At 71.1% G+C, this 19,821-nt stretch carries 17 protein-coding genes and 4 tRNA genes; 13 read left to right on the top strand and 8 right to left on the bottom strand.

Translation table 11 applies throughout. The annotated features are described in order from the left end of the window. The first annotated feature begins 37 nt into the window (after positions 1-37). The 4 genes from purD (at position 38) to ACH414_RS11070 (ending at position 6,111) form a co-directional block, all read left to right on the top strand. Positions 38-1,288, top strand: a complete 1,251-nt coding sequence (purD, locus tag ACH414_RS11085) for a phosphoribosylamine--glycine ligase (protein WP_382538620.1) — start codon at positions 38-40, stop codon at positions 1,286-1,288. Positions 1,289-1,636: 348 nt separating this feature from the next. Beyond that, positions 1,637-3,457, top strand: coding sequence for a hypothetical protein (locus tag ACH414_RS11080; protein ID WP_398941562.1), 1,821 nt, complete (start codon positions 1,637-1,639; stop codon positions 3,455-3,457). A 180-nt stretch (positions 3,458-3,637) separates the two neighbouring features. After that, positions 3,638-5,098, top strand: coding sequence for a N,N-dimethylformamidase beta subunit family domain-containing protein (locus ACH414_RS11075; RefSeq protein ID WP_382538615.1), 1,461 nt, complete (start codon positions 3,638-3,640; stop codon positions 5,096-5,098). A 101-nt stretch (positions 5,099-5,199) separates the two neighbouring features. Next, positions 5,200-6,111, top strand: a complete 912-nt coding sequence (locus ACH414_RS11070) for a phosphoribosylaminoimidazolesuccinocarboxamide synthase (RefSeq protein ID WP_382538612.1) — start codon at positions 5,200-5,202, stop codon at positions 6,109-6,111. Positions 6,112-6,165: 54 nt separating this feature from the next. On the opposite strand, the gene ACH414_RS11065 is transcribed toward ACH414_RS11070, so the two are convergent. The 4 genes from ACH414_RS11065 to ACH414_RS11050 form a co-directional block, all read right to left on the bottom strand. Beyond that, positions 6,166-6,241, bottom strand: a tRNA-Gly gene (locus ACH414_RS11065). Positions 6,242-6,398: 157 nt separating this feature from the next. Beyond that, positions 6,399-6,471 (bottom strand) — tRNA-Gly (locus ACH414_RS11060). A gap of 80 nt (positions 6,472-6,551) precedes the next feature. After that, positions 6,552-6,623: transfer RNA gene (locus tag ACH414_RS11055), tRNA-Gly, on the bottom strand. Positions 6,624-6,712: 89 nt separating this feature from the next. Beyond that, positions 6,713-7,057, bottom strand: coding sequence for an Lsr2 family protein (locus ACH414_RS11050; RefSeq protein WP_382538609.1), 345 nt, complete (start codon positions 7,055-7,057; stop codon positions 6,713-6,715). A gap of 337 nt (positions 7,058-7,394) precedes the next feature. Between ACH414_RS11050 and purS the strand changes: the two genes are divergently transcribed. The 3 genes from purS to purL are packed head-to-tail and all read left to right on the top strand — an operon-like array spanning position 7,395 to position 10,566. After that, complete coding sequence (gene purS, locus ACH414_RS11045) at positions 7,395-7,640, top strand: phosphoribosylformylglycinamidine synthase subunit PurS (RefSeq protein ID WP_362467710.1); 246 nt, start codon at positions 7,395-7,397, stop codon at positions 7,638-7,640. Beyond that, a complete protein-coding gene (purQ, locus tag ACH414_RS11040; protein WP_382538605.1) occupies positions 7,637-8,317 on the top strand; it encodes a phosphoribosylformylglycinamidine synthase subunit PurQ in 681 nt (226 codons plus the stop codon). Before purS ends, purQ begins: the two co-directional genes overlap by 4 nt. Beyond that, the gene (purL, locus tag ACH414_RS11035) at positions 8,317-10,566 is read left to right on the top strand and encodes a phosphoribosylformylglycinamidine synthase subunit PurL (RefSeq protein ID WP_382538602.1); all 2,250 of its coding nucleotides are present in this window, start codon (positions 8,317-8,319) and stop codon (positions 10,564-10,566) included. The genes purQ and purL overlap by 1 nt, the downstream gene beginning before the upstream one ends. Before the next feature lie 68 nt (positions 10,567-10,634). Here purL and ACH414_RS11030 read toward each other — a convergent pair whose 3' ends face one another. After that, positions 10,635-11,045 (bottom strand): nuclear transport factor 2 family protein, encoded by a 411-nt coding sequence (locus ACH414_RS11030; protein WP_382538599.1) that lies wholly within the window; start codon positions 11,043-11,045, stop codon positions 10,635-10,637. 67 nt (positions 11,046-11,112) lie between these two features. On the opposite strand from ACH414_RS11030, the gene ACH414_RS11025 reads away from it, so the two are divergent. The 4 genes from ACH414_RS11025 (at position 11,113) to purM (ending at position 15,672) form a co-directional block, all read left to right on the top strand. Next, entirely contained in the window at positions 11,113-11,901 is a 789-nt protein-coding gene (locus ACH414_RS11025; protein WP_398941558.1) for a sterol carrier family protein, read from the top strand. A gap of 99 nt (positions 11,902-12,000) precedes the next feature. Next, positions 12,001-12,771 (top strand): META domain-containing protein, encoded by a 771-nt coding sequence (locus tag ACH414_RS11020; RefSeq protein WP_382538593.1) that lies wholly within the window; start codon positions 12,001-12,003, stop codon positions 12,769-12,771. A gap of 231 nt (positions 12,772-13,002) precedes the next feature. Further along, a complete protein-coding gene (gene purF / locus ACH414_RS11015) occupies positions 13,003-14,529 on the top strand; it encodes an amidophosphoribosyltransferase (RefSeq protein ID WP_382538590.1) in 1,527 nt (508 codons plus the stop codon). 75 nt (positions 14,530-14,604) lie between these two features. Further along, positions 14,605-15,672, top strand: a complete 1,068-nt coding sequence (gene purM / locus ACH414_RS11010) for a phosphoribosylformylglycinamidine cyclo-ligase (RefSeq protein WP_398941556.1) — start codon at positions 14,605-14,607, stop codon at positions 15,670-15,672. A 155-nt stretch (positions 15,673-15,827) separates the two neighbouring features. On the opposite strand, the gene ACH414_RS11005 is transcribed toward purM, so the two are convergent. After that, positions 15,828-16,082, bottom strand: coding sequence for a DUF3073 domain-containing protein (locus tag ACH414_RS11005; protein WP_265861184.1), 255 nt, complete (start codon positions 16,080-16,082; stop codon positions 15,828-15,830). A 301-nt stretch (positions 16,083-16,383) separates the two neighbouring features. After that, the gene (locus ACH414_RS11000) at positions 16,384-17,472 is read right to left on the bottom strand and encodes a Leu/Phe/Val dehydrogenase (RefSeq protein ID WP_398941555.1); all 1,089 of its coding nucleotides are present in this window, start codon (positions 17,470-17,472) and stop codon (positions 16,384-16,386) included. 153 nt (positions 17,473-17,625) lie between these two features. On the opposite strand from ACH414_RS11000, the gene ACH414_RS10995 reads away from it, so the two are divergent. After that, a complete protein-coding gene (locus ACH414_RS10995) occupies positions 17,626-18,471 on the top strand; it encodes a hypothetical protein (RefSeq protein ID WP_386562902.1) in 846 nt (281 codons plus the stop codon). A 545-nt stretch (positions 18,472-19,016) separates the two neighbouring features. Then, positions 19,017-19,223, top strand: a complete 207-nt coding sequence (bldC, locus tag ACH414_RS10990; protein ID WP_003949541.1) for a developmental transcriptional regulator BldC — start codon at positions 19,017-19,019, stop codon at positions 19,221-19,223. A gap of 440 nt (positions 19,224-19,663) precedes the next feature. Here the strand turns inward: bldC and ACH414_RS10985 are convergent. Next, positions 19,664-19,737: transfer RNA gene (locus ACH414_RS10985), tRNA-Asp, on the bottom strand. Positions 19,738-19,821: the final 84 nt, after the last annotated feature.

Genomic DNA, 19,821 nt, shown 5'->3' with positions numbered 1-19,821 from the left:
CAAGGGGCACGTCGCCCCGCGGGCTACCCTGGCTGGCGTGAAGGTCCTCGTCATCGGCGGCGGCGCCCGCGAACACGCCCTGTGCCGCTCCCTCTCGCTCGATCCCGACGTCACCGCTCTGCACTGCGCGCCCGGCAACGCCGGAATCGCGGAGGTCGCCGAGCTGCACCCCGTCGACCAGCTCGACGGCGACGCCGTCGCCCGCCTCGCCACCGAGCTGGGCGCCGACCTGGTCGTCGTCGGCCCGGAGGCCCCGCTCGTCGCGGGCGTCGCCGACGCCGTCCGCGCCGTCGGCATCCCCGTCTTCGGCCCGTCCCAGGAGGCGGCGCAGCTGGAGGGCTCCAAGGCGTTCGCCAAGGACGTCATGGCCGGGGCCGGCGTCCCGACCGCCCGCAGCTACGTCTGCACCACCCCCGAGGAGATCGACGAGGCGCTCGACGCCTTCGGCGCTCCGTACGTGGTGAAGGACGACGGCCTCGCCGCCGGCAAGGGCGTCGTGGTCACCGAGGACCTGGAGCAGGCCCGGGCGCACGCGCTCGCCTGTGAGAGGGTCGTGATCGAGGAGTTCCTGGACGGCCCCGAGGTCTCCCTCTTCGCCATCACCGACGGCACCACCGTCCTCCCGCTGCAGCCCGCACAGGACTTCAAGCGCGCGCTCGACGGCGACGAGGGCCCGAACACCGGCGGCATGGGCGCCTACTCGCCGCTGCCGTGGGCCGACCCCCAGCTGGTCGACGAGGTCATGGCGACGGTCCTGCAGCCGACCGTCGACGAGCTGCGCCGCCGCGGCACCCCGTTCTCCGGCCTGCTGTACGCGGGTCTGGCGATCACGAGCCGTGGTGTCCGGGTGATCGAGTTCAACGCCCGCTTCGGCGACCCGGAGACCCAGGTCGTGCTGGCCCGGCTGCGGACCCCGCTGGCGGGCGTGCTCCTGAACGCCGCCCAGGGCACCCTCGACGACCAGTCGCCGCTGTCCTGGCGCGAGGAGGCCGCCGTGACGGTGGTCGTGGCCTCGCACAACTACCCGGGCACCCCGCGCACCGGCGACCCGATCGAGGGCCTGGACGAGGTCGCGGAGAAGGACGCCCCGGAGGCGTACGTGCTGCACGCGGGCACCAAGCGGGACGGCGACGCCGTCGTCAGCGCCGGCGGCCGCGTCCTTTCGGTGACCGCCACCGGTACGGACCTGGCGCAGGCCCGCGAGCGGGCGTACGCGGCAGTCGGCCGCATCCGCCTTGACGGTTCCCAGCACCGTACGGACATCGCGCTCAAGGCCGCGGGGGCCTGACCGGTCCGCGAGGCACCCGCGGGAAACCGGGTCGGAACCCGGAAGGGGCCCGGAAAGAGCGCGGAACAAAGACGGAACAAAGCAGGACGAAAAGCAGTACCGAGCGCGGCCGTGCAGTCAACAGCACGGCCGCGTTTCCGTCATCACCTTTACCCAAAGCCATTCCATCGAGTGACTGTTCGCCCGTCTGGATGACGCCCGCCGAAGCCCCAACTAGGGTGCGGCGGAGGCGTTCCGACGCCGGTCCGGCCACTTGGCCCACCGGCATTGCGATGTCAGTGGCGGATGCCACAGTGGGGGAGTGAGCAACACCGCCACGGCTAGTCCCGATCAGGGCAGGAGGGGGTGATGTACGGCGTGTCCGGTACCGGTTCGGTGATCGGCGAAGAGCTCGGCGCACGCGCCGCGCGTGCCCGGGCCCTTGCCGTGCTCCGCGTGCGGGGCAGGGCGCTGGGGGCCGCGGTGCTCCCCGCCGCCGTCGCCGTCGTCCTCTACGCGGGCGGCGTCACCGGCCACTTCACGGGCCCCGGCTGGGACACCGCCCGCTGGGTGGTGACCGCCCTCGCCGTGGTCGTGCTCCTCGTCGCCGCGGCCGTCGCCCTGGTCGTCGCGCGGGCCCGCCCGGCCGTGACGCCGACGGTGGAGCTCGCCGAGTCCTCCGCGCCCGACCTCTACCGGATGGTCCGCGACCTCGCCGACCGCCTCGGCGTGCCCGCGCCCTCCGCGATAGCCCTGACCCCCGACTGCGACAGCTGGCTGGAGGACCGCTCGCACCCGGCGCACGGCCGGCACCGCGGCGGGGACGCGCCCGTGCTCGTCATCGGCTCGCCCTTCCTGTGGTGGATGCGGGTGGCCGAGCTCCGCGCCGTCCTCGCCCCCGTCGTCGCCGGTACGGGACCGGCCGCCCACCCCGACATAGCGGCCGCCCGCCGCTTCGTGCGGGGCCTGGACGCGGCGGTGGCGGTGCCGCGGCACCCCGACCTCGACCCGGTCCGCAGGCTCGGCGCGCGCGGCGTCGGCCGGCTCGCCCGGATCATGCTCAAGGGCTGTCGGGGACACGCCGCCGAGATGGAGCGGGGTGTCGCCGCGGCCGGCTCCGAGCGCGCGCAGGCCGTGGACTACGGCGTACGGATCGTCGCCCAGGAGCAGGTCGGCCTCGCCTACGCGGGCTGGGACCGGCTGCTGACCCGGGTCGCCCTGCCCGCCTGGCGGATGGGCCGCTGGCCCGCCCGGCTGGACGCGGGCGTGGTCTCCGCCCTCACCGAGCTCTCCCGCCGCGACCGCCTCGCCGAGGGCTTCGCCTCCCGGCTCGGCGAGCGGCCCGCCTGCGACCTCCTGGAGGAGCCGGGCGCCGTGGACGAGGCCACCTCGCTGCTCGCCGCCCGCCTCTTCCACGGCGGCCCCGCCGAGCCGGGCCCGGACTGGGCGCCGGTCGAGTGGAGCCAGTATCCGGAGGAGGTCGTCGACCGCAAGTGGCGCGCCGACGCGGCCCGCCTCCACCAGGTCCTCGACGGCCTGGGCCCGGCCGGGCGGCCGGACCCCGGACCCCACGCCGGCGCGGGCGCCGCCCCCGGCGAGGCCTCCGACGCCTCCGACGGCCCGACCCTGTCCCGTGTCATGGCCCGCCTGTCCACGGCCCGGCCCGGCGCCGGGAACACGCCCGGGGCAGCCGAAGCCGCGCACGACGCGGGCGAGGGCGCGCACGCGGCCGCCGCCGGCGAGGGCGCGTACGAGGCCGGCGCGTACGAGGCCGGCGCGGGCGAGGCCGCTGACGAGGCCGCGCTCCCGGAGGGCAACCCCGCCGCCGACGCGCTCGCCGCCGCCCTGACCGCGCAGGCGGCCCGCGAGGAGGGCTTGCGCCCGGCCGCGCCCGCCGCCGAGGGGCCCGACGGGCCGCTGCCCCTGTTCCCGCTCCAGCCGCCCCGCACCGGCCGGGACCTGCTCGCCGACCATGTGGCGGCGATGGTCTGCTGCGCCGCCGTGGACACGGCGGAGGCCGCACCGGGCCTCGACTGGCTCGACGGCCCGGCGCTGCTCGTCGCCGGCGAGCGGAGCACGGATCTGAACGCCGTGGTCCTCGCCCTCGTCGAGGACGGCGACCCGGAGCCCCTGCGCGCCTGGCTGACCAGGACCGGGGTGCGCCCGGAGAAGCCCGTCCGGCTGGTCTGAGCCGCGGTCCGCGCCCCGTGCGGGGGCCCGGCAGCGGACGCCCGGCTTCCACTCTCGTCAATTCACGACGAACGGTGACGGAGTGCGTGCGTTATGTGATGTGCTGGAGACCGGCACTGACAGAGGCAGAAACCAGAGGCACTGACCAGCCGACCGGGGGAGTCGAAGGAGGGGCGCAGCATGGGGGCGGAGCAGATCAGGCGGTGGGAATCGGGCGCGCTCGCCCATGCCGTCTCGGATCCGTTCGGCCAGGGCCCGCTGCCCTGGCTGCGCGGTTCGGAGAACTACTTCGACGACACCGGCCAGGTGGTGCCCTGGTACGCCGACGAGACCCTGGCCCGGGGTGGCGGCGGCGGCCCGCACACCGCCGACGACGTGCACGGCCAGATCAAGGGCTTCGTCTCCACCGGGGCCGTCGCGCCCGGCGAGGCGATCGATTTCCACATCACGGTGGACCCTCCGCAGCAGTTCTCGGTCGACATCTACCGGATCGGGCACTACGGCGGCGACGGAGCCGCCAAGATCACCACCAGTCCCCGGCTCTCGGGGATCGTCCAGCCGGCCCCGCTGACGGCCGACCGGACGGTCTCCTGCCACCACTGGTGGCAGTCCTGGCGGCTGCAGATCCCGTCGTACTGGTCGATCGGCGCCTATGTCGCCGTCCTCACCACCGTCGGCGGCTACCGCTCCCACATCCCGTTCACGGTCCGCGACAGCCACCCGGCGGACCTGCTGCTGGTCCTGCCGGACGTGACCTGGCAGGCGTACAACCTCTATCCGGAGGACGGCAGGACCGGCGCCAGCCTCTACCACGCCTGGGACGAGGAGGGCCGGCTGCTCGGCGAGGAGGAGGCGGCCGTCACCGTCTCCTTCGACCGCCCGTACGCGGGCGCGGGCCTGCCGCTGCACGTCGGCCACGCCTACGACTTCATCCGCTGGGCCGAGCGGTACGGCTACGACCTGGCGTACGCGGAGACCCGCGATCTGCACGCGGGCCGGGTGGACCCGAGCCGCTACCGGGGCCTGGTCTTCCCGGGCCACGACGAGTACTGGTCGGTGCCCATGCGCCGTACCGCGGAGCTCGCCCGCGATCAGGGCACCTCGCTGGTCTTCCTCTCCGCCAACACCATGTACTGGCAGGTGGAGCTGGGCCCGTCGCCGTCCGGCGCCCCGGACCGGCTGCTCACCTGCCGCAAGCGCCGCGGCCCCGGGAAGTCTGCGCTGTGGCGCGAGGTCGACCGGCCGGAGCAGCAGCTCCTCGGCATCCAGTACGCGGGGCGGGTGCCCGAACCGCACCCGCTGGTCGTACGGAACGCGGACCACTGGCTGTGGGAGGCCACCGGCGCGGGCGAGGGCGACGAGCTCCCGGGCCTGGTCGCGGGCGAGGCCGACCGCTACTTCCCGCGCACCGCCCTCCCCGAGCACCAGGGCCGCATCCTGCTCGCCCACTCGCCGTACCGGGACGGCGAGGGGGCGCTCCGGCACCAGGAGACGAGCCTCTACCGGGCCCCGTCGGGCGCCTGGGTCTTCGCCTCCGGCACCTTCGCCTGGTCGCCGGCGCTGGACCGGCCGGGCCATGTGGACACCCGGGTCCAGCGCGCCACCGCGAACCTGCTCGACCGGATCTGTAAGAGGGACTGACCAGGAGAGGGGCGGGGCACGTCACGTGCCCCGGCGGTCGGCTCCGCCCGGATGTGCGAGAGAATCGGACACGCTCCTGGATCAACCTACGCGGAGGAACCGTGTCCGGATTCGTAGAAAAGCCCGAGCCCGTCCAGGTCCCGGGCCTCACCCATCTCCACACGGGCAAGGTTCGCGACCTGTACCGCACCGAGGCGGGCGAGCTCGTGATGGTGGCGAGCGACCGCATGTCGGCGTTCGACTGGGTGCTGCCCACCGAGATCCCCGAGAAGGGCCGGGTGCTCACCCAGCTCTCGCTGTGGTGGTTCGACCGCCTCTCGGACCTGGTCCCGAACCACGTCCTCTCCACGGAGCTGCCGGCCGGCGCCCCCGCCGACTGGGCGGGCCGCACCCTGGTCTGCAAGCCGCTGAACATGGTTCCGGTCGAGTGCGTGGCCCGCGGTTACCTCACGGGCTCCGGCCTGCTGGAGTACGAGGAGTCCCGCACGGTCTGCGGTCTGGCGCTGCCGGAGGGCCTGAGCGACGGTTCCGAGCTGCCCGCGCCGATCTTCACCCCGGCGACGAAGGCGGCCGTCGGCGACCACGACGAGAACGTGTCGTACGAGGAGGTCGCCCGCCAGGTCGGCGCGGAGACGGCCGCCCTCCTGCGCCAGACCACCCTGGCGATCTACTCGCGGGCCCGGGACATCGCCCGTGAGCGGGGGATCATCCTTGCCGACACCAAGTTCGAGTTCGGCTTCGAGGCCACCCCGGAGGGCGACCGCCTGGTGCTCGCCGACGAGGTCCTGACCCCGGACTCCTCCCGCTTCTGGCCGGCCTCCGAGTGGCAGCCGGGCCGCGCCCAGCCCTCCTACGACAAGCAGATCGTGCGGAACTGGCTGCTGTCGCCGGCCTCCGGCTGGGACCGCAAGAGCGAGCAGCCGCCGCCGGCCCTCGCGCCGGAGGTCGTGGAGAAGACCCGCGACAAGTACGTGGAGGCGTACGAGCTGCTGACCGGGAAGTCCTGGTCCTAGGGCAGGCCCCGGCAACGAGAAAGCCCCCGGTCGATTCGACCGGGGGCTTCTTCATGGAGCGGACGACGAGATTCGAACTCGCGACCCTCACCTTGGCAAGGTGATGCTCTACCAACTGAGCCACGTCCGCGTGCGCCGTAGCGCGCTGCTAACTATACACAGGATCGCGGGGGCCGATGACCACCCCCCGAATCCCCCCATCGGCGGCACGCACGACGGCATGCGACGGTGCGCGACGGCACACGACAAAGGCCCCGGTTCCGAAGAACCGGGGCCTTTGCTCCCTGAGCGGACGACGAGATTCGAACTCGCGACCCTCACCTTGGCAAGGTGATGCTCTACCAACTGAGCCACGTCCGCATGCCTCCGACCGGCTTTCACCGGGCGGTGCGAGCACCACTCTACCTGATGCACCGGAGTGCTCGGTAACCGTGATGCAGAGCGGGTGACAGGGATCGCACACTGCGCCTTCCCCCTGGAAGGGGGCTGTTCTGCTACTGAACTACACCCGCACGCTGCGTGAGGTCCGGGGCCTTGCGGCCTCGCCCCTCGGCGTGATCCAGACTCTAGCGGATCATGGGGGGTGCGAGGCAAATCGGCTTCAGCTCGCGGCGCGGAAGGCCTCGTAGACCCGCTTCGGGATGCGGCCGCGGGCGGGCACGTCCATCTTGTTGGACTGCGCCCAGGCGCGGACGGCGGCCGGGTCGGGTTCGAGGGTGGTGTGCCGGAAGTCCCCGACGTCCGGCCTGGCGTTCTTTCTGTGACCTGTCGCACTCAGCTTCCGGCCCGCGGCCAGGTAGGGGGCGAGGGCCTTGCGCAGTTTCTTTGCATTGGCGGGATTCAGGTCGATCTCGTACATCTTCCCGTCCAGGCCGAACGCGACCGTTTCCGCCGCTTCTCCGCCGTCGATGTCGTCGAAGAGGGTGACCACCACACGCTGTGCCACGGATATCGGTCCTTTCCTGCGGAGAGCCATGTCGTTTCGGGGGGTTCGCACCGCTCTGACGTGCGGTGATGCCGAAGCGGTAGCTCTCCGGGGGCAATGCCGGGCCTGCTGAACTCTCGCTGTGCTCTCTCTGCATTCCCTTTGTACAGCGACCGGTGTCGCATTGTGAAGCCCAAGCAATTGTTTCCGCGTGTCTCGCTCGGCGGACGATATTCCACTTGAATTCATCGGGGTGATGTTTGAGGGTCTTTGTAGGATCCTTCAGACTTCTACCCGCGTAGAATTTGGAGGCAGGTACGCTGAGGGAACCGCCCGCAACACACCACCGGGAGTGCCAGTGGCACGCGTCGTAGTCGACGTCATGCTCAAGCCGGAGATCCTCGACCCGCAGGGACAGGCGGTGCAGCGTGCACTGCCCCGCCTCGGATTCGAAGGCATCGCCGACGTCCGCCAGGGGAAGCGCTTCGAGCTCGAGGTGGAGGGACCGGTCGACGAGGCCGCCCTCGCCCGCATCCATGAGATGGCCGAAACCTTCCTTGCCAACACCGTGATCGAAGACTTCATCGTGAAGGTGGAGTCGTGACCGCACGCATCGGTGTCGTCACGTTCCCCGGAACGCTCGACGACCAGGACGCGCTGCGCGCCGCCCGCCTCGCGGGCGCCGAGCCCGTCTCGCTCTGGCACCGCGACAAGGACCTCAAGCAGGTCGACGCCGTGGTCCTGGCAGGCGGCTTCTCCTACGGCGACTATCTGCGGGCCGGAGCCATCTCCCGCTTCTCGCCGGTGATGGAGTCGATCATCGAGCAGGCGAAGGCCGGCATGCCCGTCCTCGGCATCTGCAACGGCTTCCAGATCCTCACCGAGGCCCACCTGCTGCCGGGCGCCATGCTGCGCAACAACCACCTGCACTTCATCTGCCGCGACCAGAAGCTGCGGGTGGAGAACGCGGAGACCGCCTGGACCTCGGACTACACCCGGGGCCAGGAGATCGAGGTCCCGCTCAAGAACATGGACGGCCGGTACGTCGCCGACGAGCGCACGCTCGACGAGCTGGAGGCCGAGGGGCGGGTGGCCTTCCGCTACCTCGACGTGAACCCCAACGGCTCGCTGCGCGACATCGCGGGCATCACCAACGCCGCGGGCAACGTGGTCGGCCTCATGCCCCACCCCGAGCACGCCGTCGAGCCGCTGATCGGCACCGGCAAGACCGACGGCCTCGGTTTCTTCACCTCGATCCTCAAGAAGCTGGTCAACGCCTGATGACTCTGGACACGGTCAAGCACGCGACCGAGACGCCCGACGTCGAGCAGCCCTGGAAGGAACTCGGACTCAAGCAGGACGAGTACGAGCGCATCCGCGAGATCCTGGGCCGCCGTCCCACCGGCGCCGAGCTCGCCATGTACTCCGTCATGTGGTCCGAGCACTGCTCCTACAAGAGCAGCAAGGTCCACCTGAAGCAGTTCGGCGAGAAGACCCCCGCCAACGACGCCATGCTCGTCGGCATCGGCGAGAACGCGGGCGTCGTCGACGTCGGCCAGGGGTACGCGGTCACCTTCAAGGTCGAGTCGCACAACCACCCCAGCTACATCGAGCCCTACCAGGGCGCGGCCACCGGCGTGGGCGGCATCGTCCGCGACATCCTCGCCATGGGCGCCCGCCCGGTCGCCGTGGTCGACCCGCTGCGCTTCGGTGCCGCCGACCACCCCGACACCCGGCGCGTGCTGCCCGGCGTGGTCGCCGGCATCGGCGGCTACGGCAACTGCCTCGGCCTGCCGAACATCGGCGGCGAGGTCGTCTTCGACGCCTGCTACCAGGGCAACCCGCTGGTCAACGCCGGCTGCATCGGCGTGATGAAGCACGAGGACATCCACCTCGCCAAGGCCTCCGGCCCCGGCAACCAGGTCATCCTCTACGGCGCCCGCACCGGTGGCGACGGCATCGGCGGCGTCTCGGTCCTCGCGTCCGAGACCTTCGACGACACCAAGCCCACCAAGCGCCCGGCGGTGCAGGTCGGCGACCCGTTCCAGGAGAAGCTCCTCATCGAGTGCACCCTGGAGATCTTCAAGGAGAAGCTGGTCGCGGGCATCCAGGACCTCGGCGGCGCCGGGCTCTCCTGCGCCACCTCCGAGCTGGCCTCCGCCGGCACCGGCGGCATGCGGGTCGACCTGGAGAAGGTGCACCTGCGCGACGCGACGCTCTCGCCCGAGGAGATCCTCATGAGCGAGTCGCAGGAGCGCATGTGCGCGATCGTCGAGCCGCAGCACGTCGACCGCTTCCTGGAGATCTGCGAGAAGTGGGACGTCATCGCGGTCGTCATCGGTGAGGTGACGGACGGCGAGCGCCTGGAGATCTTCTGGCACGGCGAGCAGATCGTCGACGTCCCGCCGCGCACCGTCGCGCACGAGGGCCCGGTCTACCACCGCCCGTACGCGCGCCCCGAGTGGCAGGACGCCCTGCAGGCCGACGACGCCGGCAAGCTGGCCCGCCCGCAGGACGGCGCCGAGCTGAAGGACCAGGTCCTCAAGCTGGTCGGCTCGCCGAACCAGGCCTCGAAGTCCTGGATCACCGACCAGTACGACCGCTTCGTGCAGGGCAACACCGTGCTCGCCCAGCCCGAGGACGCGGGGATGGTCCGCATCGACGAGGAGACCAACCTCGGCGTGGCCATGGCGACCGACGGCAACGGCCGGTACGCCAAGCTCGACCCGTACACGGGTGCGCAGCTCGCGCTGGCGGAGGCGTACCGCAACGTCGCCGCCTCCGGTGCGAAGCCGCTGGCGATCTCGGACTGCCTGAACTTCGGTTCGCCCGAGGACCCGGCCGTGATGTGGCAGTTCGCCGAGGCCACCCGCGGTCTCGCGGACGGCTGCCTGCAGCTGGGCACCCCGGTCACCGGCGGCAACGTGTCGCTGTACAACCAGACCGGTGACGTGGCGATCCACCCGACGCCCGTCGTGGCCGTCCTCGGTGTGATCGACGACGTCAACCGCCGCACCCCGATCGCCTTCGCGGAAGAGGGCCAGCTCCTCTACCTGCTCGGCGACACCAAGGAGGAGTTCGGCGGCTCGGCGTGGTCCGAGGTCATCCACGGGCACCTCGGCGGCATGCCGCCGGCCGTGGACCTCGACCGGGAGAAGCTGCTGGGCGAGATCCTGATCTCGGCCTCCCGCGACGGCATGATCGACGCGGCCCACGACCTGTCCGACGGCGGTCTGGTCCAGGCGGTCGTCGAGTCCTGCCTGCGCGGCGGCAACGGCGCGCGACTGGTCGTGCCCGAGGGCCTGGACGCCTTCACCTTCCTGTTCAGCGAGTCGGCCGGCCGTGCGGTCGTGGCCGTCCCGCGCAGCGAGGAGCTCCGCTTCACCGACATGTGCGGTGCGCGGGGTCTGCCGGCCACCCGGATCGGCGTGGTCGACGGCGACGCGGTCGACGTGCAGGGCGAGTTCAGCCTCTCCCTCGAGGAGCTGCGCGCGGCGCACGAGGCGCCGATCCCGGGCCTGCTGGCCTGATCGGTCTCGCCGGCGACGCGGTCGTACGGACCGGAGCCCCCACCCCCGCAGGGTGGGGGCTTCGCCGTTCAGCCGTCCAGCGAGTAGAAGGCGTCCAGTTCCGCGATGTCCTCGACGCACTCGTCGATGTCGGAGACCTTGCCGCCGATGATCGTGAAGAAGAGGGCGCCGGGCATCTCGATGCCGCGGTCGCCGTGCTCGGCGAACCACTTGTGGCTCGCGATGGCGTGGCCGCGCCCGTCGACGCAGATGCCGCCGAGTTCGACGCGCATGCTGCCGCCGGTGTACTCGGCCAACGCGCCGTACATGGCCAGGATGTTGTCCCGGCCCTTGAAGTGCCCGCCGAAGCGGGTGCTGCCGGGTGCGTGGTGGGTGCAGTCGCTGGTCATCATGGAGGCCAGCGTCTCCATGTCGCCCTTGCCGAACGCTTCGTAGCCCCGGCGCACCAGGGCGGCATCGGGGTGCTCGTGGTGGGTCATGGTCCCGTCGCCTGCTTTCGCTGCGAGTGGCTCCCTTCCTTCCCAGTCTCGGGGCTAGCCTCGGGCCATGCCACCCGCCAAGAAGCGCACCCGCAGTTACGACTCCGCCAAGATCCGCGCCGCCGTGTCCGCCCAGTTCGGGCACGTACGCGACGCGGTGCTCGCGCTGCCGCCCGAGGCGCTGGACGGGCCGACCCGGCTGGGGGAGTGGACGGTGCGCGACCTGGCGGGGCACATCGCGTGGATGGTCGACTCGGTGCCCGCGCTGCTCGCCCGGCCCGAGCCCGCGAAGCAGGGCCTGGCGCTGCTCGACTGGCCCTTCGCGACGGCCCCGGCCGCCGAGCGGATCGACGCGCACACCCGTGGCCTCGACACGGCCGATCTGGGCGCGCTGTACGACCGGACGCGGGAGGCGTACGACGCGGCGCTCGCCGATGCCGCCGATGCCCGGCTGCTCCCGGTGAGCCTCGGCGCGATGACGCTCGCCGACTTCCTGGTGACCCGGACCGTGGAACTCGTCGTCCACACCGACGACCTGAGCGCGGCGACCGGCGTCGGCATCCCGTACGACCGGCAGGCGCTCGCCGCCTGCACCCGGCTGCTCGCCGACACCCTCGCGGTGACGGCGCCGGGCGGTGCGGTGGAGGTACGGGTCCCGCCGTTCGCGGTGGTGCAGTGCGTCGAGGGGCCGCGGCACACCCGGGGGACCCCGCCGAACGTCGTGGAGACGGATCCGCTGACCTGGATCCGGCTGGCGACCGGCCGGGCGGAGTGGGCGGTGGAGCTGGACGCGGCGCGGGTGAGCGCGAGCGGGGAGCGGGCCGATCTGTCGGGGCTGCTGCCGCTGATGGGCTGATGGGCTGACGGGCCGGGCGGGGCGGTGGCGGTCCCGGCCGGGCCGGGTCCGGAACCGGATGGCCGTGGGGCCCGTCCCATCGCCATGAAGAAGCCGCGTGTGCTCGTAGCGACAGCCCTGCTGGTCCTTCTCTCCGCGTGCGGTTCGGGGCAGGGCGCCGGCGGACCCGATGCGCCCGACGTGCCCGTCGCGGGCACCCACTGGACGGTGGGCGCGGTCACGGTGGACGGGGTGAGGTCGGTGGCCCCGGCCGGGGCCACCGTGGAGTTCACGCGGGACGGACGGGTGCGGGGCAGCAGCGGCTGCAACGGCTTCGACGCTGCCGTCGCCGTGCACGGGGAGACCCTCTCGGTGTCCCCGGCCACCAGGACGCTGATCGGCTGTCCCGACGACCGGCAGCGCTTCGAGGACGCCCTGATCGGGTCGCTGGAGGGCGAGGTCGAGGCGCGTCTGAAGGGCGGCGGGCTCACCCTGGTCTCGGCCGACGGGCGGCACCGCGTCGAGCTCGTCACCGAGCCCGACGTCCCGCTGCTCGGCACGGCGTGGACGGTGAACGCCCTGCTCGACGGGGACACCGCGGGCTCCCTCCCGGCGGGCTCGGAGGGGAAGGCGAAGCTGACCTTCGGCAAGGACGGGCGGCTGACCGGGAGCCTCGGCTGCAACCGGGTCACCGCCCCCGCGAAGGTCACCGGCGACACGATCACCCTCGGGGCGGTCGCGACGACCCGGATGATCTGCACGGGTCCGGAGATGGACCTGGAGACGAAGCTGTACGACGCCCTCGACGGGCCGCTGCACTACCGGCTCGACCACCGGACGCTGACCGTCACGGACGTGGACGGCGGCGGCTTCACGGCCACGGCCGGCTAGCCGGCGCTGCGAACTCCGTCACATCCCGACCGTCCGGCCTGTCCTGTACGAGCGTCCGCTCGGGGGCGCCCGAAGCATTGCTACCAGTCGGTAACCCTTGGGGGCCCTGCTTTGTGGGCTCCGACAAGGATCCAAGGATCAGTTGGTGGGATCCTACGAGCAGGTCAGGGGGCCTATCACGGCCCGCTCGCGCATTCGGACCGATGGTCGATCTCGCCTACACTCGGTGGCGTGCCACGTGGTGACGGACGACTCAACCACGACCTGCTCCCCGGCGAGAAGGGCCCCCAGGACGCCTGCGGCGTTTTCGGAGTCTGGGCTCCCGGCGAAGAGGTCGCAAAGCTCACGTACTTCGGGCTCTACGCCCTCCAGCATCGGGGTCAGGAATCCGCGGGAATCGCGGTAAGCAACGGCTCCCAGATCCTCGTCTTCAAGGACATGGGACTTGTCTCCCAGGTCTTCGACGAGACCTCTCTCGGTTCCCTCCAGGGTCATATCGCGGTCGGTCACGCCCGCTACTCGACCACCGGGGCCTCCGTGTGGGAGAACGCGCAGCCGACCTTCCGGGCGACCGCCCACGGCTCGATCGCGCTCGGCCACAACGGCAACCTGGTCAACACGGCCCAGCTCGCCGAGATGGTCGCCGAACTCCCCAAGCGCGAGGGCCGGTCCACCCAGGTCGCCGCGACCAACGACACCGATCTGGTGACCGCGCTGCTCGCGGGCCAGGCGGACGAGGACGGCAAGCCGCTCACCATCGAGCAGGCCGCCGCGAAGGTCCTCCCCGAGGTCCGGGGCGCCTTCTCCCTCGTCTTCATGGACGAGCACACGCTCTACGCGGCCCGTGACCCGCAGGGCATCCGCCCGCTGGTCCTCGGCCGTCTCGAGCGCGGCTGGGTCGTCGCCTCGGAGTCCGCCGCGCTCGACATCTGCGGCGCGACCTTCGTGCGCGAGGTCGAGCCGGGCGAGATGGTGGCCATCGACGAGAACGGCATCCGCACCTCGCGCTTCGCAGAAGCGAAGCCCAAGGGCTGTGTCTTCGAGTACGTGTACCTGGCCCGTCCCGACACCGACATCGCCGGGCGCAACGTGTACCTCTCCCGCGTGGAGATGGGGCGCAAGCTCGCCAAGGAGGCCCCTGTCGAGGCCGACCTGGTGATAGCGACGCCGGAGTCCGGCACGCCGGCCGCCATCGGCTACGCGGAGGCCTCGGGCATCCCGTTCGGTGCCGGACTGGTCAAGAACGCCTACGTCGGCCGGACCTTCATCCAGCCCTCGCAGACCATCCGCCAGCTGGGCATCCGGCTGAAGCTGAACCCGCTCAAGGAAGTCATCAAGGGCAAGCGCCTGGTGGTCGTCGACGACTCGATCGTCCGCGGCAACACCCAGCGCGCGCTGGTCCGGATGCTCCGCGAGGCCGGCGCGGCCGAGGTCCACATCCGGATCTCCTCGCCGCCGGTGAAGTGGCCCTGCTTCTTCGGCATCGACTTCGCCACCCGCGCGGAGCTGATCGCCAACGGCATGACGGTCGAGGAGATCGGCACGTCGCTCGGCGCGGACTCGCTCTCGTACATCTCGCTCGACGGGATGATCGAGGCGACCACGATCCAGAAGCCCAACCTGTGCCGCGCCTGCTTCGACGGCGAGTACCCGATGGAGCTTCCGGACCCCGAGCTGCTCGGCAAGCAGCTCCTGGAGACCGAGCTGGCCGCCGGCCCCGCCGCCACCGCGGCCGCCGACGCCCTGCGCCGCCCGTAAGACCCCCGCCGCTCGCGCCGCGACCCGCGGCGCGAGCGGTAACGAGCAGCACGACGACACGAAAGCTCTGAAGCCATGTCTCAGACCACCGGTGCCAGCTACGCCTCCGCGGGCGTCGACATCGAAGCGGGCGACCGCGCCGTCGAGCTCATGAAGGAGTGGGTGAAGAATACGCAGCGCCCCGAGGTCCTCGGCGGCCTCGGCGGCTTCGCCGGCCTCTTCGACGCCTCCGCCCTCAAGCGCTACGAGCGTCCGCTGCTCGCCTCGGCGACCGACGGCGTCGGCACGAAGGTCGACATCGCCCGCCAGATGGGCGTGTACGACACGATCGGCCACGACCTGGTCGCCATGGTCATGGACGACATCGTCGTCTGCGGCGCCGAGCCGCTCTTCATGACCGACTACATCTGTGTCGGCAAGGTGCACCCCGAGCGGGTCGCCGCCATCGTCAAGGGCATCGCCGAGGGCTGCGTCCTGGCGGGCTGCGCCCTGGTCGGCGGCGAGACGGCGGAGCACCCGGGCCTGCTCGGCCCGGACGACTTCGACGTCGCCGGCGCGGGCACGGGTGTCGTGGAGTACGACCGGCTGCTCGGCGCGGATCGCATCCGTACGGGTGACGCGGTCATCGCCATGGCGTCCTCCGGTCTTCACTCCAACGGGTACTCGCTCGTCCGCCACGTGGTCTTCGACCGCGCCGGCATGACCCTGGACCAGCAGGTCGAGGAGTTCGGCCGGACCCTGGGCGAGGAGCTCCTGGAGCCCACCAAGATCTACTCCCTCGACTGCCTGGCGCTGACCCGGACCACCGACGTCCACGCCTTCAGCCACATCACGGGCGGCGGCCTCGCCGCCAACCTGGCCCGGGTGATCCCGGACGGCATGCACGCCGTCGTGGACCGTTCGACCTGGGCCCCGGGCGCCGTCTTCGACCTGGTCGGCAAGGCCGGACAGGTCGAGCGCCTGGAGCTGGAGAAGACCCTGAACATGGGCGTCGGCATGATGGCCGTCGTCCCCGCCGACTCGGTGGACGTCGCGCTGGCGACGCTGGCCGACCGCGGGGTCGAGTCCTGGGTGGCCGGCGAGATCACCGAGCGCGGCGACAAGACGAGCGGCGCGGAGCTGGTCGGCGACTACGCCAAGTAGAGGAAGCCACGAAGGGACACCTCCTCGGGAGGTGTCCCTTCGGCGTTTCCGCCGAAGGGGGAGTCCTCCCCGCCCGCCCCGCGCCCTCCCACGGCACCCGGACAGCGCAAAACCCGGTCCGGGGTACCCCGGACCGGGTTGCGATGTTCAGAAGGTCAAGCGCGACGCTGAGTGGACGCCGGACCGGACTCGTCGTCCTCGTCCTCGTCGTCCGTGTTGTAGAGATCCGCGTACTGCGCGTACGGGTCGTCTTCCTCGTCGTCGTCCTCGAACGGCTCGCCATTCGGCGGCTGGCTCGAAGTCGATGCGCCCAGCTCGTTGGCCAGACGCGACAGGTCAGTCCCGCCGCTGCTGTACTTCAGCTGGCGGGCGACCTTAGTCTGCTTGGCCTTTGCCCGGCCGCGCCCCATGGCTCGACCCCCTCGGTGACGGGGCTCGACGGCCCCAGAGTCTTGACACGCGTTCATGGTCCGGAACGGACTCTCGAATGAGAGACCGGTCCGTAGGGCTTCAACGGTACCTGTTTCCGTCGGTCTACGGTACGCCGTGCGCATCACATACCTCGGTACAGAACCATCGAGGTGCCCTGTCCTCGCTGGTCAATCGCGATTTTAACCCCTTCTTGAGGGGCGACCCGCCGATCGGCGTGAGCGAAGTCTCCCGAATCGCCCCGGGAGGGGCTCCCCGGCGGCGGGCCGCCCCCGGCGGGGGTCAGGCGCGGCGGGCCTCGGCCATCCGCTGCTCGGCGATCCGGTCGGCCGCCGCGGCCGGCGGAATGCCGTCTTCCTTTGCACGAGCGAAGATTTCGAGGGTGGTGTCGAAGATCCTCGTCGCCTTGGCCTTGCACCGGTCGAAGTCGAAGCCGTGCAGCTCGTCCGCCACCTGGATCACACCACCGGCGTTGATCACGTAGTCGGGGGCGTAGAGGATGCCGCGCGCCTCCAGGTCCTTCTCGACGCCGGGGTGCGCGAGCTGGTTGTTGGCCGCACCGCAGACGATCTTGGCGGTCAGCACCGGCACGGTGTCGTCGTCGAGGGCGCCGCCGAGCGCGCAGGGGGCGTAGACGTCCAGGCCCTCGGTGCGGATCAGCGCGTCGGTGTCCGCGGCCACGGAGACCTGGGGGAACTTCTCGGTGATCCGGCGCACCGACTCCTCGCGGACGTCGGTGACGACGACCTGGGCGCCGTCGGCGATCAGGTGCTCGACCAGGTAGTGGCCGACCTTGCCGACGCCGGCCACGCCGACCTTGCGGTCCCGCAGGCTCGGGTCGCCCCACAGGTGCTGCGCGGAGGCGCGCATGCCCTGGAAGACGCCGAAGGCGGTGAGGACGGAGGAGTCGCCGGCGCCGCCGTTCTCGGGGGAGCGGCCGGTGGTCCACTGGTTGGTGCGGGCCACCACGTCCATGTCGGCGACGTAGGTGCCGACGTCGCAGGCCGTCACGTAGCGGCCGCCGAGGGAGGCCACGAAGCGCCCGTAGGCGAGCAGCAGTTCCTCGGTCTTGATCTGCTCGGGGTCACCGATGATCACGGCCTTGCCGCCGCCGTGGTCGAGCCCGGCCAGGGCGTTCTTGTACGACATGCCGCGGGAGAGGTTCAGCGCGTCGGCGACGGCCTCCGCCTCGGTGGCGTACGGGTAGAAGCGGGTGCCGCCGAGCGCGGGGCCCAGGGCGGTGTTGTGGAGGGCGATGACGGCCTTGAGGCCGGTGGCGCGGTCCTGGCACAGCACGACTTGTTCGTGGCCGCCCTGCTCCGAGTGGAACAGGGTGTGCAGTACATCAGGAACGCCGGTCACATCGGTCACGGTGGTGACTCCCAAGTTGATGCGGCGGAAGGTCCCCCCTGCGGGTGGGGGTGGGACCAGGTCGGCACGAGGGTAAGTCCTACCTGGCCGTAGCAGGGACGCAGTGCTGAGGATCACCCCCTCGCGGAGTACCTACGTGGAAGGATTTGCGACATGGCGGACCCCTCCCCTCCCTCTTCGGCACCCGTTCCGTACGCCTCCTATCTCCGGGTGTACGAGCCGCTGGCCGCCTTCCCGGAGCCGGAGCGGAGCCACTGGGCCCGCTACGCGCTGCGCACGGACCTCCCGGGAGCGCAGCAGGAGCTGCGTCGCTCGCTCGCGGACCTGGTGCGGGTGCCGCCGGCGCCGGTGCCGGCGCGCGAGAGCGGGGACGCGTTCGTGGCGACGGTGGACGGGGTGGTCCTGGTCTGTCCGTGGCGGACCCGGCTGCGCGGCCGGCTCGCGCTCGCGGAGCTGGTGGAGGGGGCGCTGCCGGCGCCGGTCCTGGACGCGATGCTGCCGCCGGTGGTGCGGGCGCAGGTCGCGGCGGACCACGAGCGGTGGCGGGAGCGGAACCCGGACGCGCGGCCGTGGATCCGCAGCGCGGTCTGGCAGGTGCCGCTGCGCTGGTTCGCGCTCTTCTCCGACGAGGAGCGGGAGTACGAGCCGGGGGAGGCGCCGGTGTTGCGCTACCGGACGCCGATGGTGCAGGCGCGGCGGCGGCTCGCGCGGGCGCTGAAGGTGCTGCGGGCGGCGACGGACGAGGGCCCGATGGCGCAGAGCCTGGTGGAGGTGGGGCGCTGGCTGGAGGAGTTCCATCCGCGGGCGCTGGTGGAGCTCGACTACGGCGGCCTGGTGCACGCGGTCGCGGCCCCGGCGTTGGCGGGCGACCGGTCGGCGGCGGACGTGGCGGCGGGGATCGCGGCGATGCGGGACGGCGACGACGAGGCGGCGCGGGAGGCGTACGGGCGTCTCGCGGAGCGGTGGCGGGCGATCCGGGACCTCCAGTTCGCCAACTGACGCTCGACGGGTGTGGTCCACCTGATGTAAATGATCTTCACCGCTGGACGTCTGTTCGGTTCTTTGGTGTGCTCTTGTGGGGCCGTTGGGGTGGGTGGGGCAGGACGTAGGTCCCGATCCGGGCCTTTGGCTCAAGCGTGACGGATAGCACTTACCGCACCCTTGCGCCCATCGCCCACCCTCGTGCCAAAATAGGACAAGGAGTCCGGGGAGGGTTCCTTCCGCCCAAGTACGGGCGGAATGCTCGACATTGCACTCTATGGGGGGTCTGAGGACTCCTGATCGCTCTGTGACTGATCGTCACAGTGGCGTGACTGTCCGTTATGGCATGGTCAGTCGACTTCCGCCGCTGATGAACACCTGCGAGGGCAATTCCATCGGTTTGGCCGACGCGGCTGGACGGATGGTGTAGTTGTAGTGCCGAGGACAAGCCGTTCGTCCTATAACCGACTCGACCCGCTTCTGCCATTTCGGGCATGGCGGGTCAAGGTGCAGAATTTAGAGGAAAGAACCGAGAAGGTTCGGTTCTCCCGAGGAGGCCGCTCATGACCGCTCGCACCCCTGATGCCGAGCCGCTGCTGACCCCTGCCGAGGTTGCCACGATGTTCCGCGTGGACCCGAAGACGGTGACCCGTTGGGCGAAGGCCGGCAAGCTCACGTCCATCCGCACCCTGGGTGGGCACCGCCGGTACCGCGAGGCCGAGGTTCGCGCTCTGCTGGCGGGCATTCCGCAGCAGCGCAGCGAGGCCTGAGGCGCTCGCGAGACACGCAGCAACACCCCGTAACACCGGGCACTTTCCAGGTCCCCCAACCTGGTCCGCCCACCCCAAGCTCTACTGACGAACTACCTGCCCCAACAGGTTCTCCGTCGTCGATCGCGCTGGACTCCGCCGGGTCCAGCGCGATCTTTTTATGTCCTCCGCCGCGCCCCCGGTCGGCCCCTGCCGCCCCCGCCCGGGTGGTGCAATTGCACATATTAAATCCGAGGCATGTAGGGAGGGTGTAAGTGGAGCACTTTCTGAAACGGATTAAGTGACACCCGTCACATCGTCAAAGTCTTGCCACAGAACAGCCTGCCACCTCGCGGAGGCGGTCCCCATACGTCGTTGGTCACCCCTTGCCGGGACCTTGGTCCCTCGGAGGCGGGAACGCAAGAAGGCCCGCACCGAATGGTGCGGGCCTTCTCTGCTTGCGATCCTGACGGGACTTGAACCCGCGACCTCCACCTTGACAGGGTGGCGAGCTAACCAACTGCTCCACAGGACCTTCGCAGCCGCTGAACTGTGGCTGCGAAGAAGACTGTACAGCAGGTCAGCGGTCTGGTCGAACTCGCCGGACCAGTCCGTCGGA

The sequence above is a fragment of the Streptomyces sp. NPDC020422 genome, assembly GCF_044386705.1.
GTDB lineage: Bacteria > Actinomycetota > Actinomycetes > Streptomycetales > Streptomycetaceae > Streptomyces.
This window is presented reverse-complemented; position numbering and strand designations above follow the sequence as displayed.